This window comes from Candidatus Pantoea deserta (genome assembly GCF_003813865.1).
Lineage (GTDB): Bacteria > Pseudomonadota > Gammaproteobacteria > Enterobacterales > Enterobacteriaceae > Pantoea > Pantoea deserta.
Genome location: NZ_RMVG01000010.1, coordinates 106331 through 132104 on the forward strand (window position 1 = coordinate 106331; position 25774 = coordinate 132104).

Below are 25774 nucleotides of genomic sequence, written 5' to 3' on the forward strand. Positions count from 1 at the left end.
CAACAATACCAATATGTTGTGCCTTATAAAAAAAAGAAAAGCAGGGAGCGTTTTGGCCTCTATCGTCGCCTCGTTAACAATGATATGTTCATACATTAATCAGACATAGTTACGCTTCTGCTTGCCAGACCAGGAAAAGTCCTAATTGAAATCCGCCCTACACAGCACAGCGTTACCCGGTCCTGAAAATAAAAAACTCGCACGGCGAGCCGCTATTTTATCCGTCTGTTTTCGATTGAATTGTTGATAACAATATGGCACCTGCTTCCTGGCGGGTTGGGAGGAGTTGCACATGCTGCTGGTCACCTGGGATAGCGTTCTGGTTGGCGTTTCGCTTATTGTCGCGTTTATTGCCGCCTTTACCGCTCTGGATACCGCAGGGCGCGCAGCAGTATCGCGCGGCTGGGCGGCGCGGCTCTGGCTACTGTTCGGCGGGATGGCGATGGGAATCGGCATCTGGGCAATGCACTTTATCGGCATGCTCGCGATGATGATGCCCATGCATTACGACAGAAACCTGACGATACTGTCGCTGCTGGCGGCCTGCCTGGCCTGTATGCTGGCGTTTGCCCAGACCCAGCGCGGCTCCCGCTTTCGCCGCCGCCACTGGCTGAGCGGCAGTCTGATGCTCGGCACCGGCATCGTGGTCATGCACTATACCGGCATGCTTGCGCTACGCCTCTCTCCCGCGCCGCACTGGCGTCCTCTGCTGGTGGCGCTCTCGGTCGCCATCGCTTACCTTGCCTCCGCTGCGGCGATCTGGCTGGCGTTTCACCTGCGTCAGGGGGAAAAACATCTGTTTATCATGCGCGCGCTGGGGGCGCTGGTGATGGGTTTCGCCGTCGCCGGGATGCACTACACCGGCATGGCGGCGGCGCAGTTCGACCGGCACAGCATGATGATGACGCAGGGGATTAGCAGTCAGGGGCTGGCCGTGTGGGTCACGCTGATCGCGCTCTCTATCCTCGGTTTTACCCTGCTGGTCTCTATGCTGGATGCGCAGCTGCGCGCGGCGCGGCTGGCGCTGCGTCTGAATCAGGCGAATCAGGAGCTGCATCAGCTGGCCATGCACGACAACCTGACGGCGCTGCCCAACCGCGTCATGCTGGAGCAGCGGCTGGATGCTGCGCTCGGCGAGGCGGGGCAGGGCTTTGCCCTGATGTATATGGATCTCGACGGTTTTAAGGCGGTGAATGATACCTGGGGACACGTCGTCGGCGATCGTCTGCTGATTGCCGTCGCCGACCGCTTACGCCGACAGCTCAGCGACGAGGGCATGCTGCTGGCGCGGCTCGGCGGCGATGAGTTTGTGGTGCTGGCGCCGGGCAATGAAAGCCGTCACGCCGTGGCGCTGGCGCAGCGGCTGGTTGACGCCATTGATGCGACCTTTGAACTGGACCGCTACCTGCTGCGCGTCTCGCTCAGCGTGGGCATCGCCCTTTACCCTCAGCACGGCAGCAGCAAGCAGGAGCTGATGTTCAACGCCGATTCGGCGATGTACCACACTAAATACAGCGGGCGTAACGGCTGGTGTCTGTTTGAGGCGGCGATGAGCGCCAGCGCGCAGCACCAGCTGGCGTTAGCCAACGATCTGTGGCAGGCGCTGGAGCGCCAGGAGATGCGGCTGTTTTATCAGCCCAAATTTCGCTCCAGCGGCGCGGAGCTAATCGGCTTTGAGGCGCTGCTGCGCTGGCAGCATCCGACGCGCGGCCTGCTGATGCCCGATGTTTTCCTGCCGCGCGCGGAAAAGACCGGCCAGATTATCGCCCTCGGCAACTGGGTGATCAACGAAGCCTGCCGTCAGCTTAAGCAGTGGCACCGCGACGGACACGCGCACTGGACGGTGTCCGTCAATCTGTCAGCGCTCCAGTTTCACCAGCGCGATCTGCTGGAAACCGTGCGCCAGGCGCTGTCGCGCCATCAGCTGGCGGGCAAGTCGCTGACGCTGGAGATCACTGAAACCATCGCCATGCGCGATCCTCAGTTCAGTCGGCAGCGCATCAGCGAGCTGCAAAAAATTCAGGTGAGCGTCGCCATCGATAATTTCGGAATCGGCTACGCCAACCTGCTGCATCTGAAACACCTCGACGCCAGCGAACTGAAGATCGATCGCAGCTTTATCAACAGCCTGCGCGCCGACAGCGAAGACGCCACCGTGGTCAGCGCCATGCTGGCGCTGGCGCAGACACTGAATCTGCGCATGGTGGCGGAAGGGGTGGAAACCGAAGAGCAGCAGAGGCTGCTGACCCGGCTCGGTTTTGACGCCTTACAGGGATACTTACTGGGCAAACCGACGCCAGCCGAACGGATCGTCGATTACACAGCGGCCTGACGATAGATTTTGACGCTCAGAGACATCGGAAGCTTTCATCGTCGCAGCCTAATCAGGCTTTGCATTTTGCCGATAACCTGAGCAAATAATTTATCCCTGTGACTTTTTCATAACAACATTACAGCTGCGTTCAGGCTTTAACGGAATTTCACTATGTTAGTGACCACTTACGATTCGTTTACCGTCATCGTTTCGATCCTCGTCGCTATGCTGGCCTCCTTTACCGCACTCGACATGGCAGGGCGCGTAGCGACCTCAACCGGCAAAGTTGCGCTGGTATGGCTGTTTGGCGGCGGCTTCGCCATGGGCGTCGGCATCTGGGCGATGCACTTTATCGGCATGCTGTCGATGACCATGGAAATGGTGATGAGCTACGACGCCTCGCTCACGGCTCTTTCCATGGCGATTGCCGTGGTGGCGTCGATTTTCGCCCTCTGGCTGGTGTGTCAGGGGGAGCTGCCGCTGAAAAAGCTGCTGGGCGGCGCGCTGGTGTTAGGCAGCGGCGTGGTGGCGATGCACTACACCGGGATGGCGGCGCTGATGTTCTCGCCCGGCATTAGCTGGAACTGGGGCTGGGTCGCCGTTTCCGTTCTGATTGCGCTGGTGGCGTCGGGCGCGGCGCTGTGGCTGGCGTTCAATCTGCGCGACGGCACTACGGGCCGCACTACGCTATTACGCCTCGGCGCGTCGGTGGTGATGGGCTGCGCCATCGCCGGTATGCACTACACCGGCATGGCGGCGGCCAGTTTTCCGGCGCACAGCCACATTATGCAGGCAGGGGTAAACAGCAACTGGCTGGCGATTCTGGTTACAGTGGTGACGCTGGCGATCCTCGGCATTACCCTGCTGGTGTCGATGCTGGATGCGCGTATGCAGGCGCGCACCGCGATTCTGGCGCGCTCGCTGGCGGAGGCGAACCGTGAACTGGCGCAGCTGGCGCTGCACGACAACCTGACGCGGCTGCCGAACCGCATTCTGCTGGAGGATCGCCTGGAGCAGGCGATTAATAAGGCCAATCGCGAACGCACGCAGTTTGCGCTGATGTTTATGGATCTCGATGGCTTTAAGGCGGTGAACGACGCCTTTGGCCACCACGTCGGCGATAACCTGCTGATCGCCGTTACCGAGCGGATGAGCGAGCAGATGAAAGGCTACTATACGCTGGCGCGCATGGGCGGCGATGAGTTTGTGCTGCTGATGGAGATCAACGACCCCAACGACGCCGCCACGGTGGCGGATGCGCTGGTAAAAGCCATTGAGCGCCCTTTTGACATTTCGCGCTATGAGCTGATGGTGTCGCTGAGCATCGGTATCGCGGTCTATCCCGGCGACGGGAAAGACGAGCGCGAGCTGATGTTCAACGCGGATGCCGCCATGTACCACACCAAAAATAACGGGCGCAACGGCCACAACTTCTTTCAGCCTTCGATGAATACGCTGGCGCAGTCCCAGCTCCAGCTGAATAACGATTTATGGCACGCGATGGAAAATCAGGAGCTGCGGCTGTTTTACCAGCCAAAATACTGCGCGCCGCGCGGCCCGATTATCGGTTTCGAAGCGCTGCTGCGCTGGCAGCATCCGACCCGCGGCCTGCTGACGCCGGACATCTTTCTGCCGCTGGCGGAAAAGACCGGGATGATTGTGGCTATCGGCTGCTGGGTTATTAATGAAGCCTGCCGTCAGCTGCATGTGTGGCATCAGCAGGGCCACAGCAACTGGTCGGTAGCCGTGAACCTGTCGGCGCTACAGTTTGAACAGAATAACCTGGTGGAGACGGTGACCGAGGCGCTGGCAACGCATGACATTCCCCCTGAACAGCTGACGCTGGAGGTTACCGAAACCACCGCGATGCGCGATCCCGATGAGAGCGTGCGCATCCTCACCGAACTGACGCAGCTGGGGGTTAAAGCCTCGATTGATGACTTTGGCACCGGCTATTCAAGCCTGCTTTATCTCAAGCGTTTGCCAGCCAGCGAACTGAAGATCGACCGCGCCTTTGTCAACGAGCTGCAACATCAGACAGAAGACGCCACCATCGTTTCCGCGATCGTGGCGCTGGCGCAGTCGCTGGATCTGAAAGTGGTGGCGGAAGGGGTGGAAACGGCGGAGCAGCAGGCTTTTTTAACCGGCCTGGGCTGCAATACGCTTCAGGGCTATCTGCTGGGGAAACCCCTGCCGCCGGAAAAAGTCGAAGAGCTGCCTGATTTTGCGCCAGAAGCGGAGCCGAGCCGCAGCGCCACATCGGCCCGCGCCCTCTGTGAGGCGCTGCCGGATTAGTCCGGCAGCGAAAAGTAGCAGAATTGTTGCTTTGATATTTGTGTTTGGTTAGCAAAATCATGTTTTATCAAAGATTTGCTGGCGGGCGCACATTGCAACGGCTTCGGGTTTTGCCACACTTAGCTGAAAGCTAACCGGAGAACCTGTATGACTGCCTCTTCTTCCAGTCTGTTGTTGCTGATGTCCTTCGCTGCGGGCACCTTTGCCGCCGGGTCGTCGAACAATCCGCAACACCTGATGCTCGCCAGCCCGTCGGGCGGCGTGCCCAATAATCCTCTGCCGCTGATCATCTGGCCGCGCGTCGCGCTGGATGAGATGCAGGAGGAAGAGCCTGACCTCGCCGGCTGGTTCGAGCAGACCTTTGCCCGTAACGGCTGGCCGCCGGCGTGGCGCTACGATATTTTTCCCTATACCCATTACCATCCCAATACCCATGAACTGCTGGGCGTGGCCGAGGGCTGGGCTGAAGTCCTGTTCGGCGGCGACACGGGCCGCATGGTGACGCTGCGCGCGGGGGATGCGGTACTGATCCCGGCGGGCGTGGGCCATAAACAGGTTTACGCCAGCGACGATTTTATGGTGGTCGGCGCCTATCCGGAAGGGTTTGAGCCGCAGACCAGCCGCGATGAGCCGGGTAAGCTGCGCGCGGCGCTGGAGCAGGTGAAGCAGGTGCCGCTGCCAAAGCGCGATCCCTTTACCGGCAAAGAGGGGGCGCTGACCGAAATCTGGCTGCCGATCGCCGACCATTTTTAACGCCCGCGGCGCCATGCGTCTGAACACATTCGATCCGCTTTGCGGCATCGCGCAACGCTACTGGCGGGCAGGGCGCTAAAGCGGCTGTCCGACGCTGGCGCGGCATCGCGAGGCGTTTTAGCCTGGCGTCGCGCCACGAGCTGAAAATGGCCGCAGCGGCTGATGCCTCTCTGTCTGCATGCCTGCGGCTGACGTACGCGTTACGCCGCGCCGCCACTAACGGACTTGCCAATGGCCATAGCCCCTTTATCAAGACCTCATCGCGCCGCGCTCCAGCCGTGCTTTTTCGCCATCGTTATGCCATTTTCACCCGGCAATTTACCATTGAACATTTTCTCGCCACCGCCGATAACTGACCTACTAACTTTCGTCATCAGACTATTATTGCTTGTCAAAATCTGGCTTTTCCGCTGTAGTCGAGAAAATATTAAGACTTTTCTTAAGTTTTTTTGGGAAACTTCAGACAGCGCAGCAACAGGCTAATAACAATGGATAAAAACGCTGATGTCATGTATCGATTGCTGGTGCAGAGCGTGATCGACTACGCCATCTACATGCTTAAACCCGATGGCACCGTCGCTAACTGGAACGCGGGCGCGCAGCGCGCGAAAGGTTATACGTCGGATGAAATTGTCGGGCAGCATTTTTCGCTGTTTTACAGCGAAAGCGAGCGGCTTAACGGGCTGCCGCAGCGCGGTCTGGAGACGGCCGCGCGTACCGGCAGTTTTGAAACAGAGGGCTGGCGCTATCGCAAAGACGGCAGCGCTTTCTGGGCGCATGTGGTCATCGACGCGATCCGCGATGAGCACGGCGAGCTGATCGGCTTCGCCAAAATTTCCCGCGACTGCACCGAACAGCAGGCGCAACAGCGCAAACAGCGCGAACAGGAGGCGCGTTTTCGCCTGCTGGTGGAGGGCGTCACGGACTACGCCATTTATATGCTGGATCACGACGGTCTGGTGGTGAACTGGAACGCCGGCGCGCAGCGCGCCAAAGGCTACGTGGCGGAAGAGATCGTCGGCCAGCACTTCTCCCGCTTCTATAGCGCCAGAGATCGTCAGGCGCACATTCCGGAAAAGAACCTGCAAACGGCGTTTCGCACCGGGCGTTTCGAAGATGAGGGCTGGCGCTATCGCAAAGACGGCAGCGCCTTCTGGGCGCATGTCATCATCGATGCGGTGCGCGACGACAACGGCAAACTGATTGGCTACGCCAAGATCACGCGCGACTGCACCGAACAGCAGGCGCTGCTGCGCGCGCAGCGTGAACAGGAGCAGCGCTTTCGTCTGCTGGTAGAGGGCGTCACCGATTACGCTATCTATATGCTGGACATCCAGGGACATGTGGTGAACTGGAACGTCGGAGCGCAGCGCGCCAAAGGCTATCTTGCCGACGAAATCATCGGTCAGCACTTTTCAGTGTTTTACGGCGCGCAGGAGCGGATGCAGCGCACCCCTGACGCCAACCTCGCCATCGCGCTGGCCAGCGGCCGGTTCGAAGATGAGGGCTGGCGCTATCGCAAAGATGGCAGCGCCTTCTGGGCGCACGTCGTGATTGACGCTATCCATAACGACGAAGGACGGCTCATCGGCTTCGCCAAGATCACCCGCGACATCACCGAGCGCCGCGAGCAGCAGCAGCAGCTGCTGCGCGCCAAAGATCTCGCCGAATCGCAGAGCGCAAAGATGTCGGCGCTGTCGAAGTTTCTCGACAATATCATCGCCAATATTCCCTCCTGCGTGGTGGTGGAAGACGCCGTTACCCGTGAAATCCTGCTGGTCAACGACCGGGCCGAAAAGCTGTTCGGCGTGGCGAAGGCGCTGCTGGTTAACAAAAGGCCGCACGAATGCATGTCGGCCGAACTCAGCGACTACTTCAACAGCCTGGCGGATATCGCGCTGCGCAGCGAGGGGATCCATGAACGCGAACAGCTGCTGCTGACCGCCAGCGGCGAACGCATTCTGCATACCCGCGCCACCACTATCAAAGGACAGGACGCCCGGCAGAACTACGTTATGCTGATCGTCGAGGATGTCACCGATCAGCGCGCCGCCGACGCCCGCATTCACCATATGGCGCATCACGATAATCTCACCAGCCTGCCGAACCGGATTCTTTTCCGTCAGCGCCTGAGCGAGGCGCTGCGCAGCGACACCCAGGCAGGGCGGCAGACCGCCACGCTCTGTCTGGACCTCGACAACTTTAAAAACGTCAACGATGCGCTCGGCCACCAGATAGGCGACGAGCTGCTGCGCGCCATTGCCAAACGCCTGCGCGGCACGTTGCGCGACCGCGACACCCTGGCGCGTATCGGCGGCGACGAGTTTGCTATCGTCCTGCCTTCAGTGGGTAGCGCAGAGGAAGCGGCCATCGTCGCGCAGCGGCTGATTGAGGCGATACGGCCGCCGGTCAATATCGAAGGCCATAACCTGAGCGTCGGTCTTAGCGTGGGGATTGCCCTGAGCGCCACCCTCACTAACACGCCGGAGCAGATGCTGCGCTGCGCCGATATGGCGCTCTACGAGGCCAAGCGCAACGGCCGTAACCGCTACGAGCACTTTACGCTGGCGATGGATGATATCGCGCGCAGCCGCCGCGTGATTGAGAACGATCTGCGCGAGGCGATCGGCGGCCGCCAGCTCAAGCTTTACTATCAGCCGATTACCGATGGGGAAGCGGTGCAGTCGATTATCGGCTACGAGGCGCTGATGCGCTGGCATCACCCGGTGAAAGGGCTGATTATGCCAAACGACTTTATTCCCATTGCGGAAGAGAGCGGGCTGATTCATATGCTCGGCGCCTATGCCCTCTATGAAGCCTGCCGCGAAGCCACCACCTGGGAAGGCAAGCAGTCGGTGTCAGTGAATCTGTCGCCGCTTCAGTTTAAAAACAGCTCGCTGGTCTCTGTGGTCGAAGCCGCGCTGCGCGACTCCGGACTGGAGCCGGGGCGGCTGGAGGTGGAGATCACCGAATCGGTGCTGCTCGACGACTCGCTCGGCAATATCCGCACGCTGGAGAGTCTGAAAAAACTGGGCGTGCAGATCGCGCTCGACGATTTCGGTACCGGCTATTCGTCGCTGAGCTATCTGCGCTCTTTCCCGTTCGACAAAATCAAAATCGACAAATCCTTTATCAACGACATGGGCGACAGCCGCGAGGCGCTGGCCATTATCCGCGCCATCACTGGTATGAGCCGCAGCCTGGACATCCAGATCACCGCCGAAGGCGTGGAGAACAGCGAGCAGTTTGCGAAGCTGCGCGAAGAGGGCTGCACGCTGTTCCAGGGCTACTACTTCGGCCGTCCGCAGCCGTCGGAGCTGCGGCTGAAAGCGCTGGAGAGTCCCTCTTAATCGTACAGGCCGTGCTGCTGCACCGGCGCGTGGCTGAGGTTGTCGCGAATGCGGCGCACCGACTCGCGCACCACCAGCTTGCCGTGCAGCAGCAGCGTGCCGGGCAGGGCCTGCGGGTTCAGGCGCATCGTCTGCACCATGCGCACCGCTTCCGCGCCCAGCTCGTCGCGCGGCACCTGCACCGAGGTCAGGGGAATGTCGTGAATGGCGGCGAGGTTGAAGCCGTCCATGCTCATCACCGAAATATCCTGCGGCACGCGCAGGCCGGCCTGCTGTAGCGCTTCCACCGCGCCGGCGGCGATATAGTCGCCGCTGGCCAGTATCGCCGTAGGGCGCTGGGCGCGGGGGCAGTGCTTCAGGTATTCGCCTAGCCTTTCCGCCGCCTCCAGGCGACTAAAACTGGTCAGCGTCAGCAGATGCTGGCGGCTGTCAAAACGCAGATTCATCGCGTGCCAGGCGTCCCGCACCCCCTGCAAGCGCTGCTCCATGGTGTAGCGCCGCAGGCAGTGCAGCGACAAAATTTGCCGGTGCCCCTGTTCGAACAGATAGCGCGCGGCGCTCTCGCCAATCAGCTGATGATGGGGTGAAACTGAGGGCAGCCGCATCCGTCGATCCAGCGCATTGATTAACACGCAGGGTTTATTCATCTCGGCCGCAAGCTGGTGGATATGTCCATCGTCAATTCCCACCAGCAGCGCGGCGTCCGTCTGCTGCATCTTCTCCAGAAACAGCGCGGTATCGCTCTCATTCTCTTCCAGCGCGCAGTAGCGCAGACGCACCTCGTGCGGCTCAACGGCCTGCGCAATGCCCTGAATTACCTTGTAATAAAAGATGTCGCTGCGCGCGTCAAAAGCGCGCGACGGCGCGAATACCATCAGCGTATTGAGCAGCAGACGACCGCTGTGCAGGTTATCCAGCACGCCCTGCTGCTGCGCCACCGCCAGTACCTTGTCGCGCGTGCTGGCGCGGGTATTGGCTTTACCCGCAAGCACGCGCGAAACGGTGCTGATTGAGACGCCGCTCAGCGCGGCAATTTCGCTGATTTTCAGCCTTTGTTTCATTTTGTGATCGTCCTCAAATCTGCTGATGAAAAAATTTTCATTAAGTGCTGAATCGCGTCAGATAAGGCAAGGAAGCGGCTTTAGCCGCGCCAGAAAGTTTGCCATGAAAAAAGTTGCAAAAAAGCGGCTATACCGACGTTTCACGCTTTTTTATGGTGCAGACGGGTTCACGAGGTACGCCGGGCGGCGATGTGAAGGATTAACGTGGCCGTTAACAGTCTGCACAGGAGCTTAACAATGAGCCTTGAATCAACCACAAAAACCATCAGCGCTACAGGCGCGATACGAACGATAAAACATCTGCGCTGGTGGATGCTGGGACTGTTTCTGCTAGGCGTCACGGTGAACTACGTTACACGTAATTCCCTCGGCATTCTGGCGCCTGAACTGAAAACCAGCCTGAACATGAGTACCGAACACTATTCCTGGGTCGTCGCGGCGTTTCAGCTTGCCTATACCCTGTTCCAGCCGCTGTGCGGCTGGCTGATCGATGTGATCGGTCTGAAAATGGGCTTTCTGATCTGCGCGCTGGTCTGGTCGGTCACCTGCCTGCTGCACGCCGGGGCGGGAAGCTGGCTGCATCTGGCGCTGCTGCGCTTTGTAATGGGCGCCTCGGAAGCGGCGGCAACCCCGGCAAACGCCAAAGCGATTGGCGACTGGTTCCCGAAAAAAGAGCGGCCGGTCGCGGCGGGCTGGGCAGGCGTCGGCTTCTCTGTCGGCGCGATGCTGGCGCCGCCGATTATCTATGTGGCGCACATCTCCTTTGGCTGGCAGGGCGCCTTCCTGCTGACCGGCGGGCTTGGCCTGCTGTGGGTGGGACTGTGGTGGTGGGGCTATCAGTCACCGGAAAAACACGCGCGTCTGTCGGATGAAGAGCGCGCGTGGATCGCCCAGGATAACGAAGCGGTGGGCGAAAAGCTGCCGTTTTTCCGGGCGCTGAAAACCATCGGCAAAGAGAAGAAATTTTACGGCATCGCTATTCCCGCTTTTCTCGCTGAGCCTGCCTGGGCGGTGCTGAGCTTCTGGGTGCCGCTCTACCTGGCTAACGAGCGCGGCATGGATCTCAAACAGATCGTGATGTTCGCCTGGCTGCCGTTTCTCGCCGCCGATCTTGGCAGCGTCGCCAGCGGCTACCTCACCAAAATTTATGTGAAGTGGTTTGGCCTGACGCGCGTTAATTCCATTGTCGCCAGCTCGATCACCGGCGCGGCGCTGATGATCTCGCTGGCGCTGATGACGCTGGTGAAAGATCCTTATCTGGCGATCGCGCTGATCTCGATCGGCGGTTTCGGCCATCAGGTGATCTCCTGCATGCTCAGCGCGCTGGTGGTCGAACGCTTCGATCGCCGCCAGATGGCCACCGTTAACGGCATGCGCGGCTCCTGCGCCTGGATCGCCAGCTTTATCTTCTCTCTGATTATCGGCGTCACCGCCGACACCATTGGCTTTAACCCGCTGTTCGTCGCCATGGGCTTTTTCGACCTGATCGGCGCGATTTTCCTGGTGATGTTTATTGCCGAACGTCGTCAGCGCAGCGCTGAACAATAAGGACTCCCTGATGAAAACCCTGAAGAACTGGACGCTGAATCAGCACGCCGATCACTTTGTTGAGCTAAAGGTGGATAACCGCCATCTGCTGCGCATTTATGTGCTGGAATCGGGCCTGATGCGCGTGCTGCTGAAGCGCAACGGCGAGCTGGCGCTGAACCACACCTGGAGTATCGCGCCGGGGGACGACGTGCCCTGGGAAGGACGCGATCGCGAATCGTCTGACGGCTTTACGCTGCCCGCGTTTCAGCTGGAGCATGAGGAGAATCAGCTGCGTATCAGCACCGATCGCCTGCGCGTTACGGTACACCATCCGCTCTGCCTGAGCTGGGAACATGCTCAGCAGGGTCAGTGGCAGCCGCTGGCCGCCGATCGCCATACCGGCGCCTATCTGCTCAACGCGCATGGCGACGGCGTCGAGCACTACCAGCGTCGCCAGCCGCAGGATCGGGTATACGGCCTCGGCGAAAAAACCGGCGATCTCAACCGCAGCGGCCGCCGCTTCGAGATGCGTAACCTGGATGCGATGGGCTATAACGCCGCCAGCACCGATCCGCTCTACAAACATATTCCCTTTACGCTGACGCAGCGCGACGGCGTCAGCTTCGGCCTGTTTTATGACAACCTGAGCAGCAGCTGGCTCGATCTGGGCAACGAGCTGGATAACTACCATCTGCCGTACCGCCGCTATCGCGCCGAGGCGGGCGATCTTGACTACTACCTGATGCTGGGGCCGAAGCTGCTGGATGTCACCCAGGCCTTTGTACGCCTCACCGGACGCACCATTTTTCAGCCAAAGTGGAGCCTGGGCTACAGCGGCTCGACGATGCACTACACCGACGCGCCCGACGCGCAGCATCAGCTGCAAGGCTTTATTCGTCTCTGCCGCGAGCATGAAATTCCCTGCGACTCGTTCCAGCTCTCCTCCGGCTACACCTCGATCAACAACAAGCGCTATGTGTTCAACTGGAATTACGACAAGGTGCCGAATCCCAGCGGCATGAGCGAAGCCTTTCACGCGGCGGGCATGAAGCTGGCGGCGAATATCAAGCCCTGCCTGTTGCAGGATCATCCTCGCTATCAGGAGGTGGCGTCGCAGGGGCTGTTTATTCGCGACTCGGAGCAGGATCGCCCGGAACGTTCGGTGTTCTGGGATGATGAGGGATCGCACCTCGACTTTACCCATCCGCAGGCGGTGCGCTGGTGGCAGGAGAACGTCACCGCGCAGCTGCTGGAGAAGGGCATTGACGCCACCTGGAACGATAACAATGAATATGAGGTGTGGGACGGCGAAGCGCGCTGCCACGGGTTCGGCCAGAGCATTGCTATCAAGCATATTCGCCCGGTGATGCCGCTGCTGATGATGCGCGCCTCGCTGGAGGCGCAGCAGCGTTTCGCGCCGGAGAAACGGCCCTATCTTATTTCACGCTCCGGCTGCGCGGGGATGCAGCGCTATGTGCAGACGTGGAGCGGCGATAATCGCACCAGCTGGCAGACGCTGCGCTACAACATTCGCATGGGGCTGGGCATGAGCCTCTCCGGGCTGTTCAACGTCGGCCATGACGTCGGCGGCTTCTCTGGCGATAAGCCGGACGCCGAGCTGTTTGTGCGCTGGGTGCAGAACGGCGTGATGCATCCACGCTTTACTATTCACTCCTGGAACGACGATCACACCGTGAATGAGCCGTGGATGTATCCAGAAGTGACGCCGCTGATCCGTGAGGCGATCCGCTTGCGCTACCGTCTGATGCCTTACCTTTACACGCTGCTGTGGCAGGCGAGCGCGCAGGATCAGCCGATGCTGCGCCCAACCTTCCTCGACCATGAAGAGGACAGCGAGACCTACCGGGAGAATGACGACTTTCTGCTGGGACGCGACCTGCTGGTGGCCAGCGTGGTGGAAGAGGGCAGCCGCGAGCGCGAGGTCTATCTGCCACGCAACGCTCACGGCTGGTACGACTGGCACAGCGGGCAGTGGCTGGCGGGCGGGCAGACCGTCACGCTGGACGCGCCGCTCGACCGCCTGCCGCTGCTGGCGCGCGCCGGTTGCGCGATCCCGCTGGGCCGCTGTGAAAGCGCCACGGATGCGCGCCTCGACAATGTGCGTGAGCTTCAACTGTGGCCTGCGCCCGGCGAAGCGCAGACGGAAGGCGAGTTTTTTGACGATGACGGCGAGAGCCACGGCTGGCGTCAGGGCAATGCGCTGTGGATGCGCTGGACGCTACGCGGCAGCGCGCAACGCCTGGAGTTAACGCTGGAGAAGCGCGGGGATTATCAGCCGGCCTGGCGTGAGATTGAAGTGCTGCTGCCCGCTGGCGAGACGCGTGAACTGTGGATTAACGGCGAGAAAGGCACGCGCTTTAGCCTGTAGGCGGCGGCTGGCGCGAGGCGGCCGCGCGCCGGCCCGGTAAGGGACGCGCCTCAGGGAGGAGGCGCTTATCAGTGCGGGCTGCGCGACCAGAAACTTCTTGAGCGGTCTGGCGGTCTGGGCAACTCAGCCGTTAGCGCCGTGGCTTTCGCTATTCATACGCGCCAGATCTTTGTCGATCAGGAACAGGCCTTCGCCTTTATTACCCACCAGCGCCAGCTTATCCAGCACGGTTTTGAACAGCTTTTCTTCTTCATGCTGCTCGGCGACGTACCATTGCAGGAAGTTGAACGTAGAGTAGTCAAGCGAGGTTATCGCCGCATGCGCCAGCTCGTTGATCTTGCTGGTGATCAGCTTCTCGTGCTCCAGCGCCTGCTCCAGCAGTTCGGACAGCGAGTTATAGGCCACCGGCGGCGCGGCGATGGTGCCCAGCACCGGCATCGCGCCCGTGTCGCTCAGGTAATCAAACAGGCGCTGCATATGTTCCATCTCTTCGCGCGAATGCTCTTTGAGAAATGCCGCCGCGCCTTCCAGGCCTTTATCGCTGCACCAGGCGCTCATCTGTAAATAGAGATTCGCGGAGAAAAATTCGAGGTTAAGTTGATCATTCAGGCGCGCGGTCATTTCAGCGGTCAGCATGGGCGATTCCTTTTAAAAAGATGTTAATAAATAGCAGGGAAGTGGTGAATTATGCATCATAACGCGCAGCGAAAGAAAGCGTTTTGAATAAAAATGGTTAATTTATCCAGTTGATTTAACTAGAATTATTCAGCTATTTGAATGCGATCAATTATCATTCCTGGAGCGATTTTGTATTGCACCAGAGGCGTACGCGGCGAGCGCACCTTTGTGGTGCGCAGGCGGCCTTTCACTCAATCAGCGGTGGCGCGCAAAACATATTTACGGACGATCGCTCTTTTCAGAAAATATAAAGCGGCGCAGATTTAAACAATTATTTATTTCAAAGCTGGATTCAGAAAAACATTATTTTCAAAAGAGACTTTGCGCCCTTGCTGGCATAAATCCTGCAACGGTGAAAGTTCCATATATTGCAACTTGAACTCTTTATTAGCGGGAACAACGATGTCGGACGAAAAAATAGTCTTACCGGGCGAGCGCCTCTCCGCCAGCAAAGGAAGTTACGTGGCTCTGATTGTGGCTATCCTGTTTTTTTCAGGACTGCTATATCAGGTTGACGGTTTTCACTGGCTCGGCGCCTTTGACTTCACCACGCTGGGCGGCAGTTTCGGCACCATGAAAGATCCTGCCAGCAACACCTTTCTCGGCGCGGGCGGGCTGAGCGCCAAAGCGGGATTTCTCTTCGCCCTGTCGCTGACGCCGACGGTGATGCTGGCGCTGGGCGTGCTGGAAATCTTTACCCACTACGGCGCGATGCGGGCCGCGCATAAGCTGCTGACGCCGCTGCTTCAGCCCCTGATGGGACTGCCGGGACGCTGTGGACTGGCGCTGATCACCGATCTGCAAAGCACCGATGCCGGCGCGGCGCTGACCAAAGAGATGTATGACCGTAATCAGGTCACGAAAAAAGACATTGTGGTGATGAGCGCCTGGCAATATTCCGGCGCAGGCTTAATTAATAACTATTTTGCTATCGGCTCGGCGCTGTTCGCGTCGATGACGCTGCCGATTATTATTCCGCTGGCGTTAATGTTCATTCTTAAATTTGTTGGCGCGGCGCTGACGCGCGGCGTGTTAAACAGTGTATATAAAAAGGATTTCGCAAATGGAAAATAACGCAGCGGTAAAAACCAGCCAGAACCCATTTGATATTTTCGTCACCGGCGCGCGTAAAGGCTTCCATATCGCCGTTCACAACCTGATGCCGAACGTAGTCATGGCCTATGTGCTGGCAGAAGTGCTGAATCTGCTCGGCATTATGCCCTTTCTCGGCCAGCTATTCGCGCCGGTAATGGGGCTGTTTGGCCTGCCTGGCGAGGCGATTACCGTGCTGCTTACCGCCTGGCTCTCCTCTTCCGCCGGAACCGGCGTAGCGGTAAGCCTGCTGACCAAAGGCATACTGACCGGCGCGGACATCACTATCCTCGCGCCCGCCATTTTCCTGATGGGTTCGCAGTTGCAGTACATGGGCCGCCTGCTGGGCGTGGCCGACGTGCCGAAAAAATACTGGCCGCTGCTGATGCTGGTGAGCATTATCAATGCAGCGATCGCTATGTTTGTTATGCGTCTTTTTATCTAGGAGAGAAGCGGTGTCAAAGGTCTTAGATCACTATCACTACCTGCATGAGATCCCGGAGCTGGGGTTTCAGGAGTTTAAAACTTCCGCCTATATTGCCGATCAGCTGGAGAAAGCCGGTCTGAAGGTTACGCGCAATATCAATCAGACCACCGGCATCGTGGCGGAGATCGACAGCGGGGCGCCAGGCCCGGTGCTGGCGCTGCGCGCTGACATGGACGCGCTCGGCCATATCATCGACGGCGTGCCCTGCGCGCGCCACACCTGTGGTCACGACGGCCACTCCTCTGTGGTGCTGACCGCCGCGCAGGAACTGCTGGCGGAAGGCGCAGTGAAAAAAGGGCGTCTGAAAATCCTGTTCCAGCCTGCCGAAGAGCTGGGCGCGGGAGCGCTGGCGATGGTGGAGGGCGGCGCGCTGGACGATGTCGAGATGATCCTCGGCTTCCATCTGCGTCCGCTGGAGGAGTGTGTCGTGGGCCAGGCGACCCCTGCGGTGCGCTATTCCGCCTGCTCGACGCTGGAGGCGACCATCAAAGGCGCGCCTGCCCACGCCGCGCGCCCGCATCTTGGCGTTAACGCGCTGGACGCCGCGGTTCAGGCGGTTAACGCGGTCAACGCGATTCACCTCTCGCCAGGCCTTAACTGGAGCGTAAAAGCGACGCGCTTTCTCTGCGACGCGGGCGTCACCAACTCCGTGCCCGACGAAGCGCGCGTGGTCTGGGATCTGCGCTCGCAGGAGAACGCGCCGATGGAGGCGCTGAAAGAGAAGGTAACCCAGGCGATCCAGCACAGCGTCGCCGCGCTGGGGGCGACGGCGCAGGTGGTGGTGCTGAAGGAGATGCCGGCGGCGGAAATTCATGATGACGCGACCGAGGTGATCCGCGCGGCAATCAGCGAGGTGCTGGGGCCGGAAGGATTGCTCGACGCCAGAAGCACGCCGGGCAGCGAAGACTTCTTTTACTATCCGGTGAAGCGTCCGAACGTGAAGGCGGGATTCTGGGGGCTGGGAACCAATCTGGTGCCGGGTCTGCATCATCCCGATATGCACTTCGACCTTAACGCGCTGGAGATCGGCGTGAATATCTTCAAGTCCTGCGTGAAAAAAGTGCTGGGGTAAATCCCCGCCGCAGAGGGCTGCCCGCCAGAGCCGGGCAGCCCTTATCAGACGCGCCTTTGCCCAACCGCGCCTCTCTCCCGCCGTCGCCGGTAATTTTCCCCGTCCGCTGTTCGCCGCCGCGCGCAAAATATTGTATGCTATGCCGCCTTAAAGGAGACCAGGTAACCGGAATCGCCGCCAATGTAGAACGCGCCTTAAACACCGCCTTCCTGACGCTTTGCGTCACGTCTGGCTCCGTTTACCTGCCGGATTTCCGGCCATCATGATTACTCTGCATCGTCCTCGCATGTGACGTTGCCTCGATGAGAAGAACACACTCATGTCTAATTTCATGCAAGAGGTGGCGCGCCGCCGCACCTTTGCGATCATTTCGCACCCCGATGCGGGTAAAACCACCATCACCGAAAAAGTGCTGCTGTTCGGACAGGCGATTCAGACCGCCGGTACGGTAAAAGGCCGCGGCTCCAGCCAGCACGCGAAATCCGACTGGATGGAGATGGAGAAGCAGCGCGGCATCTCCATTACCACCTCTGTGATGCAGTTTCCCTATCGTGAGAGCCTGGTCAACCTGCTCGACACGCCGGGACACGAAGACTTCTCGGAAGATACCTACCGCACGCTAACGGCCGTGGACTGCTGCCTGATGGTGATCGACGCGGCAAAAGGCGTTGAGGATCGTACCCGCAAGCTGATGGAAGTTACCCGTCTGCGCGATACGCCGATCCTGACCTTTATGAACAAACTCGACCGTGACATCCGCGATCCAATGGAACTGCTGGACGAAGTTGAAAGCGAGCTGAAGATCGCCTGTGCGCCCATCACCTGGCCTATCGGCTGCGGCAAACTGTTTAAAGGGGTTTATCACCTCTATAACGACGAAACCTATCTCTATCAGTCAGGGAAAGGCCACACCATTCAGGATGTGCGCATCGTTAAAGGGCTGGATAACCCGGAGCTGGACAGCGCGGTAGGCGAAGAGCTGGCGGCGCAGCTGCGCGAGGAGCTGGAGCTGGTGAAGGGGGCTTCGCACGAATTTGATCAGGAGCTGTTCCTGAGCGGCGAAATCACGCCGGTCTTCTTTGGCACCGCGCTGGGTAACTTTGGCGTCGATCATATGCTGGACGGCCTGGTTTCCTGGGCGCCCGCGCCGATGCCGCGCGCCACCGATGTGCGCACCGTCACCGCGCAGGAAGAGAAGTTCAGCGGCTTCGTCTTTAAAATTCAGGCTAATATGGACCCGAAACACCGCGACCGCGTGGCCTTTATGCGCGTGGTGTCCGGTAAATATGAAAAAGGCATGAAGCTGCGCCAGGTGCGTACCGGTAAAGACGTGGTGATCTCTGACGCGCTGACCTTTATGGCGGGCGACCGTTCGCACGTCGAAGAGGCCTGGCCGGGCGACATTATCGGTCTGCACAACCACGGCACCATTCAGATCGGCGACACCTTTACCCAGGGTGAAAACATGAAGTTCACCGGCATCCCGAACTTCGCCCCGGAACTGTTCCGTCGCATTCGCCTGCGCGACCCGCTTAAGCAGAAACAGCTGCTGAAAGGGCTAGTGCAGCTGTCAGAAGAGGGCGCGGTGCAGGTATTCCGTCCGGTGCACAATAACGATCTGATCGTGGGCGCGGTGGGCGTGCTTCAGTTCGACGTCGTCGTCGCGCGTCTGAAAAGCGAGTACAACGTTGAAGCGATTTACGAAGCCATCAACGTTTCTACGGCGCGCTGGGTTGAGTGCGCCGATGCGAAGAAATTCGACGAGTTTCAGCGCAAAAATGAGGTTAACCTCGCGCTGGATGGCGGCGACAACCTGACCTATATCGCACCAACCATGGTAAACCTGAATATCACCCAGGAGCGCTATCCTGACGTGATCTTCCGTAAAACCCGCGAGCATTAATCGGCGTTACAACAGGGCCAGCCAGCTTTGGCTGGCCCTGTTCTCTCTCTCCAGACTCCTCCTAAAAACTCTGTTTTTTCTCTTAACTGGCGTGCGATCAACCAGTTAATCAAGCAAAACGCCAAACACCGACTATGATTATTCTGTCGGACGGCAAAAGAGAAGCTGCTTCTCCCTTACGTCCAACGATGCAGCAGCGCCGTTTGCTGCTGTTGCGCCCACGGTTGTGGGTGAGCTAACTGACAGAAGGAAGATATCGATGAATAAGACTAAGATTGCCCAAACGCTGATGGCGGTAATGGTAGGTTCCGCCCTGTTAAGCGGCAGCGCCCTGGCAGACGACTCTATGACGCAAAAAGCGCAGCAGAGCGCGGATAACGCCGGTGCGAAAATCAATAGTTCTATGAAAAAAGTCGATGGATTTATGGATGACAGCGCCGTCACCGCAAAAGCCAAAGCGGCTCTGGTGGATGACGAAGCCATAAAGAGTACGGATATCTCCGTGAAAACGCATGACGGCGTGGTGACGCTGAGTGGTTTTGTCACCTCGCAAGACCAGGCTGAAAAAGCCGTCGCCGTTGTGAAACAAGTGGAAGGTGTTAAATCCGTCAGCGACAAACTGCACGTTAAAGACAGCAAATCACAAAGTTTAAAAGGATATGCCGGGGATGCGGCAACGACCAGCGAAATTAAAGCTAAACTGTTAGCCGATGACATCGTCCCGTCGCGTAACGTCAAGGTTGAAACCACCGACGGCGTTGTTCAGCTTTCAGGAACCGTCGCGACTAAAGCGCAGTCGGATCGCGCTGAAAGCATCGCGAAAGCCATTGAAGGCGTTAAAAGCGTTAAGAATGACCTGACCGTGAAGTCTTAACGTCGTGAGCGCGGCGTCTGCGCGACGCCGTGCTGACAAAACAAAACCCAAACTGGGAAGAAACGAGCAGTTCGATTTCACTATGGTAAGGAGAGGCTTATGTTTCGTTGGGGTATTATTTTTCTGGTAATTGCACTTATCGCGGCAGCGTTAGGATTTGGCGGCCTGGCCGGTACGGCAGCATGGGCAGCTAAAGTTGTCTTCGTCGTCGGTATTATCCTGTTCCTCGTGAGCCTGTTTACTGGCCGCAAACGACCCTGACCGGTTGTGTCATTCTGATTTTTGCAACGCGTATGCATAAAGCGGAGACCAGCCAGCTGCCGCGCGGCGTGAAGGAATACGCGCCACGCGCGGCAGTCGCCGCCACACTCTGTGGCGGCGGGCCAGGAGAAAACATGGCTGGTTCTCCGGGATGCTGCTGAATTAAAACGGATAAAAACCACAGCAGACCTCAGAACCCTTTCTGAGGAGCAGATGTGGGTACCCGGATCCCTGTCACCCTCGGCGCAATTGAGCCTTTAGCTCTTGCCCCGTTCAAAGCGCGCAAAATCGCGCTTGTCTGCGAAGGCGGCGGTCAGCGCGGCATCTTTACCGCTGGCGTGCTGGATGAGTTTCAGCGAGCCAAATTCAATCCCTTTGATCTCTTTATCGGCACCTCAGCAGGCGCACAGAACCTGTCAGCCTTTGTCTGCGGCCAGCCGGGCTATGCGCGGCGCGTCATCACGCGTTATACCACCAGCAAACTCTTTTTCGACCCGCTACGCTTTGTGCGCGGCGGTCATCTGATCGATCTCGACTGGCTCATCGACGTTACCCGCCGCGAGCTGCCGCTGGCGCTGGACAGCGGCAAACTGCTGTTCGACAGCGGGCGGGAATTTTATATGTGCGCCTGCCGCAGCGACGACTACACGCCGGGCTACTTCGCCCCGACCAGCGCGAACTGGCACGATCTGATTAAAGCCTCCAGCGCCATTCCCGGCTTTTACCGCCTCGGCGTGGATCTGGAAGGCATTAGCTATCTTGACGGCGGCATCAGCGATGCGATTCCGGTGCGTGAGGCCGCACGGCGCGGCGCGGATACCATTGTGGTGATCCGTACGGTGCCGTCGCAGATGTTCTACACGCCCAAATGGATGAAGCGCATGGAGCGCTGGCTGAACGCCAGCGCGCTACAGCCGCTGATCGCCGTTCTTCATCATCATGAAGCGAGCTATCGCGAAATTCAGCAGTTTATCGAGCAGCCGCCGGACGACCTGCGTATTATTGAAATCTATCCGCCGCATGTGCTGGCGAGCATGGCCCTGGGCAGCCGCGTCGCCTCGCTGAATCAGGATTATCATCTGGGACGCCGCTGCGGCCGCTATTTCCTTGCTACCCTGGGGCAGTGGCTGAGCGATGCCGAGCCGTTTGTTCGCTATACCACGGTTACGCCGCCCGCCCCGGTCGCCAACGCGCCCGATAACCGACCCGTGATGACGCCGCCGCTGGCCGACAACGATGCAGACTACGATAAAGGTTCGCTGGCATGAGATTTGTCGATACCCACTGTCATTTTGATTTTCCGCCGTTTGTCGGCGAGGAAACCTCCAGCCTGGCTCTGGCCGCCGAGGCGGGCGTCGAGCGTATTATCGTTCCGGCGGTCGATGCCAGCCGCTTCGCGCGTATCGCCGCGCTGGCGGAGGAGCATCAGCCAGTCTATGCGGCGCTCGGCCTGCATCCCATCGCCATCGATCGGCACGAAGAGAGGCATCTGGATCAGCTAGAGAGCTGGCTGAAGCAGAAGCCGGCGAAGCTGGCGGCGATAGGGGAGATTGGGCTGGATCTTTATATGGAGAACCCCGCGTTTGAGCGTCAGGAAGCGCTGCTGGACGCCCAGCTGCGGCTGGCGAAGCAGTACGATCTTCCGGTGATCCTTCATTCGCGCCGCACGCACGACAAGCTGGCGCTGCATCTGCGCCGTCACGATCTGCCGCGGCGCGGCGTGGTGCATGGCTTTGCCGGTAGCCTGCAACAGGCGCAGGCCTTTATAAAACTGGGCTATGCGATTGGCGTGGGCGGCACCATAACCTATGCGCGCGCCAGCAAAACCCGCCAGACCCTGGCGCAGCTGCCGCTGTCGTCGCTGCTGCTGGAAACCGACGCACCTGATATGCCGCTGTCTGGCTTTCAGGGACAGCCGAACCGCCCGGAGCGCGCGCGTCTGGTGTGGCAGGCGCTGTGCGAGCTGCGCCCGGAAGCGCCGCAGGCCATCGCCGACGCGCTGTGGCGCAACACCCAGACCCTGTTTAACCTGCCTGATTAATCCTTGTTATGTGATAATAGTAACATCGCGCCTCTCTGCGTTATAATTGCGTTAACGCTCTTTGTTGCAGGCGGTGATGTGACAAATTGCACATTACCTCCTCTCTTTAAATGTTATAATTATCACATTACACCGGCGCTTCCGCGTCTGTTTGTTATCTGGAGAACACCATGACTGACATTAACGCTGCCGCGCAGCGCGCGCTGCATCTGATGGATCTGACCACCCTGAATGAAGACGACACCGACGAAAAGGTGATCGCGCTGTGCCGTCAGGCAAAATCGCCGGCGGGCAACACCGCGGCGATCTGTATCTATCCGCGCTTTATCCCGGTTGCGCGTAAAGCGCTGCGCGAACAGGGTACGCCGGAGATCCGCATTGCCACCGTCACTAACTTCCCGCACGGCAACGACGACATCGAGATTGCGCTGGCGGAAACCCGCGCGGCCATCGCCTATGGCGCAGACGAAGTGGACGTGGTCTTCCCTTACCGCGCGCTGATCGCCGGTAACGCGCAGGTCGGTTTCGAGCTGGTGAAGGCCTGTAAAGAGGCCTGCGCGCAGGCTAACGTGCTGCTGAAAGTGATTATTGAAAGCGGCGAGCTGAAAGAGGAAGCGCTGATCCGCCAGGCGTCAGAGATCGCCATCGACGCAGGCGCCGATTTTATCAAAACCTCTACCGGTAAAGTGCCGGTCAACGCGACGCCGGAAGTGGCGCAGATCATGATGAGCGTGATCCGCGACAAAGGCGTTAAAGCCCAGGTCGGTTTTAAACCGGCGGGCGGCGTGCGCAGCGCTGAAGACGCAGCCATCTACCTCAAGCTGGCGGACGATATTCTGGGCGAAGGCTGGGCCGACGCGCGCCACTTCCGCTTTGGCGCATCCAGCCTGTTAGCCAGCCTGCTGAACGCGCTGGGCCATCAGACCGCTGGCAGCAAAGCCGGTTACTGATAGCGTAACGGCGGCCGCTGGCCGCCATTCTCATCCAACCCTGATGTAGGGGGCGATTGTGTTTCTGCCGCAAGAAATTATTCGTAAAAAACGCGACGGCCAGACGCTGAGTGAAGAGGAGATCCGCTTCTTCATCAACGGCGTGCGCGACAACAGCGTGTCCGAAGGGCAAATCGCTGCGCTGGCGATGACAATTTTCTTTCATGATATGTCGCTGCCTGAGCGCGTGGCGCTGACCATGGCGATGCGCGATTCCGGCACCGTGCTGAACTGGCAGTCGCTGAACCTCAACGGCCCGGTGGTGGATAAGCACTCTACCGGCGGCGTTGGCGACGTGACGTCGCTGATGCTGGGTCCGATGGTCGCCGCCTGCGGGGGGTATGTGCCGATGATTTCCGGACGCGGGCTTGGCCATACCGGCGGCACGCTGGACAAGCTGGAGGCGATCCCCGGCTTTGATATTTTCCCGGACGACACGCGCTTTCGACAGATTATCAAACAGGTCGGCGTGGCCATTATCGGCCAGACCAGCTCGCTCGCACCGGCGGATAAGCGTTTCTATGCCACGCGCGACATTACCGCCACCGTCGATTCCATTCCGCTGATTACCGCCTCGATTCTGGCGAAGAAACTGGCGGAAGGGCTGGATGCGCTGGTGATGGACGTCAAAGTCGGCTCCGGCGCCTTTATGCCGACCTTTGAGGCGTCGCTCGATCTGGCCGGGGCGATTGTCGGCGTGGCGAACGGCGCGGGCTGCACCACCACCGCGCTGCTGACCGATATGAATCAGGTTCTGGCGTCGGCCGCAGGCAACGCGCTGGAAGTGCGCGAAGCGGTGCGCTTCCTGACAGGGGCGGAGCGTAATCCTCGCCTGCTTGAGGTGACGCTGGCGCTGTGCAGCGAGATGCTGCTCTCCGGCAAACTGGCGGCCAGCGAGGAAGAGGCGCGCGGCAAACTGTTGCAGGTGCTGGATAACGGCCAGGCGGCCGATGTCTTCGCGCGTATGGTCGCCGCGCAGGGCGGTCCGGCTGATTTTGTTGAGCGCCACGACGCTTATCTGCCGCAGCCGGTGCTGAGCAAAGCGGTATATGCCGATACGTCCGGCATCGTCAGCCGTATGGATACGCGCGCGCTGGGCATGGCTGTGGTCGCCATGGGCGGCGGACGTCAGCGCGCCAGCGACAGCATCGACTACAGCGTGGGGCTGAGCGAAATGATTACCCTTGGCGAACGCGCCGATTCGCAGCGTCCGCTGGCGATTATCCACGCCAGCAGCGAGGCGAGCTGGCAGCAGGCGGCGGCGGCGGTAAAAGCGGCGGTCACGCTGAGCGACAGCGCGCCAGAAGCGACGCCGGTGGTGTATCGTCGCGTCACCGCAGCATAACGATCGAAGCCGCAAATCTGCGGCTTTATGCTGCCGTTGAGCAGCCATTCGGGTATACTGATCTGATCGCTTTTTTTTGACTTGTCACGCGCGCAGGCGCAGGAGACTTGCATGAAACGTGCTTTTATTATGGTGCTCGATTCATTTGGAATCGGCTCAAGTAAAGACGCCGACAAATTCGGCGACGCAGGATCGGACACGCTGGGCCATATCGCCGAAGCGTGCTTTAACGGCAAAGCGGATCAGGGCCGCAAAGGCCCGCTGCATCTGCCCAACCTGACCGCGCTTGGCCTGGGGAAGGCCGCTGAGCTATCGACCGGCCGTTTTCCGCTGGGGCTGGATGCGGACGCTGAAATCAAAGGCGCTTACGCCTTTGCCAGTGAAATCTCATCCGGCAAAGACACGCCGTCTGGCCACTGGGAAATTGCCGGCGTGCCGGTGCTGTTTGACTGGGGCTACTTCAGCGACAAAGAGAACAGCTTTCCGCAGGCGCTGCTCGACAAGCTGGTCGAACGCGCAAATCTGCCGGGCTATCTCGGCAACTGCCACTCCTCCGGCACGGTGATCCTCGATCAGCTGGGCGAAGAGCATATGAAAACCGGCAAGCCGATTTTCTATACCTCCGCAGACTCGGTGTTCCAGATTGCCTGTCATGAAGAGACCTTTGGACTCGATCGCCTCTATGAGCTGTGTGAAATCGCCCGCGAAGAGCTGACCGAAGGCGGCTACAATATTGGCCGCGTTATCGCACGCCCGTTTGTCGGCGACAAAGCTGGTAACTTTGAACGTACCGGCAACCGCCATGACCTGGCCGTGGAGCCGCCTTCGCCTACCATGCTGAAAAAGCTGGTGGACGAGAAGGGCGGCGAAGTGATTTCGGTGGGTAAAATCGCCGATATCTATGCGCATCAGGGCATTACGCAGAAAGTGAAAGCCACCGGCCTGAACGCGCTGTTTGACGCCACCATCGAACAGATGAAAAAAGCGCCTGACCAGTCGATCGTCTTTACTAACTTCGTGGATTTCGACTCCACCTGGGGACACCGTCGCGACGTTGCCGGTTACGCGGGCGGACTGGAATTGTTTGACCGTCGTTTGCCGGAGCTGATGGCGCTGGTGAAAGAGGATGACATTCTGATCCTCACCGCCGACCACGGTTGCGATCCCACCTGGCCAGGCACTGAGCATACGCGCGAGCACATCCCGATTTTGATCTATGGCCCGAAAGTGAAACCCGGTTCGCTGGGCTATCGCGAGACCTTCGCGGATATTGGTCAGACGATCGCGCACTATTTTGGCCTGTCCGATATGGACTACGGCAAGAGCATGCTGTAAACAGA

General features: G+C 59.2%; 20 protein-coding genes. 18 read left to right on the plus strand and 2 right to left on the minus strand.

Features of this window, described 5'->3' with window-relative positions; translation table 11 throughout:
• Positions 1-292: 292 nt before the first annotated feature.
• From BBB56_RS13910 to BBB56_RS13930, 5 genes are all read left to right on the plus strand, one after another.
• Positions 293-2332, plus strand: a complete 2040-nt coding sequence (locus BBB56_RS13910) for a putative bifunctional diguanylate cyclase/phosphodiesterase (protein ID WP_123801539.1) — start codon at positions 293-295, stop codon at positions 2330-2332.
• Positions 2333-2485: 153 nt separating this feature from the next.
• Positions 2486-4609: a putative bifunctional diguanylate cyclase/phosphodiesterase gene (locus tag BBB56_RS13915; RefSeq protein ID WP_123801540.1), complete on the plus strand. Its 2124-nt coding sequence runs from the start codon at positions 2486-2488 to the stop codon at positions 4607-4609.
• Between the two features lie 147 nt (positions 4610-4756).
• Entirely contained in the window at positions 4757-5362 is a 606-nt protein-coding gene (locus BBB56_RS13920; protein WP_123801541.1) for a cupin domain-containing protein, read from the plus strand.
• Between the two features lie 146 nt (positions 5363-5508).
• Positions 5509-5718 (plus strand): hypothetical protein, encoded by a 210-nt coding sequence (locus tag BBB56_RS13925; protein WP_123801542.1) that lies wholly within the window; start codon positions 5509-5511, stop codon positions 5716-5718.
• A 132-nt stretch (positions 5719-5850) separates the two neighbouring features.
• On the plus strand, positions 5851-8712 hold the full coding sequence (locus BBB56_RS13930; RefSeq protein ID WP_123801543.1) for a bifunctional diguanylate cyclase/phosphodiesterase: 2862 nt from the start codon (positions 5851-5853) through the stop codon (positions 8710-8712).
• Here the strand turns inward: BBB56_RS13930 and BBB56_RS13935 are convergent.
• On the minus strand, positions 8709-9773 hold the full coding sequence (locus tag BBB56_RS13935; protein WP_123801544.1) for a LacI family DNA-binding transcriptional regulator: 1065 nt from the start codon (positions 9771-9773) through the stop codon (positions 8709-8711). The two genes, BBB56_RS13930 and BBB56_RS13935, sit on opposite strands and share 4 nt — an antisense overlap.
• 237 nt (positions 9774-10010) lie before the next feature.
• Here BBB56_RS13935 and BBB56_RS13940 point away from each other — a divergent pair, with 237 nt between their 5' ends.
• Complete coding sequence (locus BBB56_RS13940) at positions 10011-11321, plus strand: MFS transporter (protein ID WP_123801545.1); 1311 nt, start codon at positions 10011-10013, stop codon at positions 11319-11321.
• A 10-nt stretch (positions 11322-11331) separates the two neighbouring features.
• Complete coding sequence (locus BBB56_RS13945; protein WP_123801546.1) at positions 11332-13692, plus strand: glycoside hydrolase family 31 protein; 2361 nt, start codon at positions 11332-11334, stop codon at positions 13690-13692.
• Between the two features lie 123 nt (positions 13693-13815).
• Here the strand turns inward: BBB56_RS13945 and ftnA are convergent, their stop codons facing one another.
• Entirely contained in the window at positions 13816-14328 is a 513-nt protein-coding gene (gene ftnA, locus BBB56_RS13950; protein WP_123801547.1) for a non-heme ferritin, read from the minus strand.
• A gap of 444 nt (positions 14329-14772) precedes the next feature.
• Here ftnA and BBB56_RS13955 point away from each other — a divergent pair, with 444 nt between their 5' ends.
• The 11 genes from BBB56_RS13955 (at position 14773) to deoB (ending at position 25769) form a co-directional block, all read left to right on the plus strand.
• Complete coding sequence (locus BBB56_RS13955) at positions 14773-15444, plus strand: nucleoside recognition domain-containing protein (RefSeq protein WP_123801548.1); 672 nt, start codon at positions 14773-14775, stop codon at positions 15442-15444.
• The gene (locus BBB56_RS13960) at positions 15434-15907 is read left to right on the plus strand and encodes a YjiG family protein (RefSeq protein ID WP_123801549.1); all 474 of its coding nucleotides are present in this window, start codon (positions 15434-15436) and stop codon (positions 15905-15907) included. The genes BBB56_RS13955 and BBB56_RS13960 overlap by 11 nt, the downstream gene beginning before the upstream one ends.
• A 10-nt stretch (positions 15908-15917) precedes the next feature.
• Positions 15918-17021 (plus strand): M20 peptidase aminoacylase family protein, encoded by a 1104-nt coding sequence (locus tag BBB56_RS13965; protein ID WP_123801550.1) that lies wholly within the window; start codon positions 15918-15920, stop codon positions 17019-17021.
• 319 nt (positions 17022-17340) lie between these two features.
• On the plus strand, positions 17341-18924 hold the full coding sequence (gene prfC / locus BBB56_RS13970; protein WP_123801551.1) for a peptide chain release factor 3: 1584 nt from the start codon (positions 17341-17343) through the stop codon (positions 18922-18924).
• Between the two features lie 259 nt (positions 18925-19183).
• On the plus strand, positions 19184-19798 hold the full coding sequence (gene osmY / locus BBB56_RS13975) for a molecular chaperone OsmY (RefSeq protein WP_123801552.1): 615 nt from the start codon (positions 19184-19186) through the stop codon (positions 19796-19798).
• A gap of 99 nt (positions 19799-19897) precedes the next feature.
• On the plus strand, positions 19898-20059 hold the full coding sequence (locus tag BBB56_RS13980; protein WP_065426276.1) for a DUF1328 domain-containing protein: 162 nt from the start codon (positions 19898-19900) through the stop codon (positions 20057-20059).
• Positions 20060-20274: 215 nt separating this feature from the next.
• Positions 20275-21327 (plus strand): patatin-like phospholipase family protein, encoded by a 1053-nt coding sequence (locus BBB56_RS13985; RefSeq protein ID WP_123801553.1) that lies wholly within the window; start codon positions 20275-20277, stop codon positions 21325-21327.
• On the plus strand, positions 21324-22100 hold the full coding sequence (locus tag BBB56_RS13990) for a TatD family hydrolase (RefSeq protein ID WP_123801554.1): 777 nt from the start codon (positions 21324-21326) through the stop codon (positions 22098-22100). The genes BBB56_RS13985 and BBB56_RS13990 overlap by 4 nt, the downstream gene beginning before the upstream one ends.
• A 170-nt stretch (positions 22101-22270) precedes the next feature.
• Positions 22271-23050 carry a deoxyribose-phosphate aldolase gene (gene deoC, locus BBB56_RS13995; RefSeq protein WP_123801555.1) on the plus strand — a complete coding sequence of 260 codons (780 nt, stop codon included), beginning with the start codon at positions 22271-22273 and terminating at the stop codon, positions 23048-23050.
• A 58-nt stretch (positions 23051-23108) separates the two neighbouring features.
• Entirely contained in the window at positions 23109-24434 is a 1326-nt protein-coding gene (gene deoA / locus BBB56_RS14000; protein ID WP_123801556.1) for a thymidine phosphorylase, read from the plus strand.
• 111 nt (positions 24435-24545) lie between these two features.
• Complete coding sequence (deoB, locus tag BBB56_RS14005; RefSeq protein ID WP_123801557.1) at positions 24546-25769, plus strand: phosphopentomutase; 1224 nt, start codon at positions 24546-24548, stop codon at positions 25767-25769.
• Positions 25770-25774 lie beyond the last annotated feature (5 nt).

Bases quoted from the DNA above. Each gene is read 5' to 3' on its own strand.
- BBB56_RS13910 (WP_123801539.1), top strand. From the start codon at position 293: ATGCTGCTGGTCACCTGGGATAGCGTTCTGGTTGGCGTTTCGCTTATT.
- BBB56_RS13915 (WP_123801540.1), top strand. From the start codon at position 2,486: ATGTTAGTGACCACTTACGATTCGTTTACCGTCATCGTTTCGATCCTC.
- BBB56_RS13920 (WP_123801541.1), top strand. From the start codon at position 4,757: ATGACTGCCTCTTCTTCCAGTCTGTTGTTGCTGATGTCCTTCGCTGCG.
- BBB56_RS13925 (WP_123801542.1), top strand. From the start codon at position 5,509: ATGGCCGCAGCGGCTGATGCCTCTCTGTCTGCATGCCTGCGGCTGACG.
- BBB56_RS13930 (WP_123801543.1), top strand. From the start codon at position 5,851: ATGGATAAAAACGCTGATGTCATGTATCGATTGCTGGTGCAGAGCGTG.
- BBB56_RS13935 (WP_123801544.1), bottom strand. From the start codon at position 9,773: ATGAAACAAAGGCTGAAAATCAGCGAAATTGCCGCGCTGAGCGGCGTC.
- BBB56_RS13940 (WP_123801545.1), top strand. From the start codon at position 10,011: ATGAGCCTTGAATCAACCACAAAAACCATCAGCGCTACAGGCGCGATA.
- BBB56_RS13945 (WP_123801546.1), top strand. From the start codon at position 11,332: ATGAAAACCCTGAAGAACTGGACGCTGAATCAGCACGCCGATCACTTT.
- ftnA (WP_123801547.1), bottom strand. From the start codon at position 14,328: ATGCTGACCGCTGAAATGACCGCGCGCCTGAATGATCAACTTAACCTC.
- BBB56_RS13955 (WP_123801548.1), top strand. From the start codon at position 14,773: ATGTCGGACGAAAAAATAGTCTTACCGGGCGAGCGCCTCTCCGCCAGC.
- BBB56_RS13960 (WP_123801549.1), top strand. From the start codon at position 15,434: ATGGAAAATAACGCAGCGGTAAAAACCAGCCAGAACCCATTTGATATT.
- prfC (WP_123801551.1), top strand. From the start codon at position 17,341: ATGTCTAATTTCATGCAAGAGGTGGCGCGCCGCCGCACCTTTGCGATC.
- osmY (WP_123801552.1), top strand. From the start codon at position 19,184: ATGAATAAGACTAAGATTGCCCAAACGCTGATGGCGGTAATGGTAGGT.
- BBB56_RS13980 (WP_065426276.1), top strand. From the start codon at position 19,898: ATGTTTCGTTGGGGTATTATTTTTCTGGTAATTGCACTTATCGCGGCA.
- BBB56_RS13990 (WP_123801554.1), top strand. From the start codon at position 21,324: ATGAGATTTGTCGATACCCACTGTCATTTTGATTTTCCGCCGTTTGTC.
- deoC (WP_123801555.1), top strand. From the start codon at position 22,271: ATGACTGACATTAACGCTGCCGCGCAGCGCGCGCTGCATCTGATGGAT.
- deoB (WP_123801557.1), top strand. From the start codon at position 24,546: ATGAAACGTGCTTTTATTATGGTGCTCGATTCATTTGGAATCGGCTCA.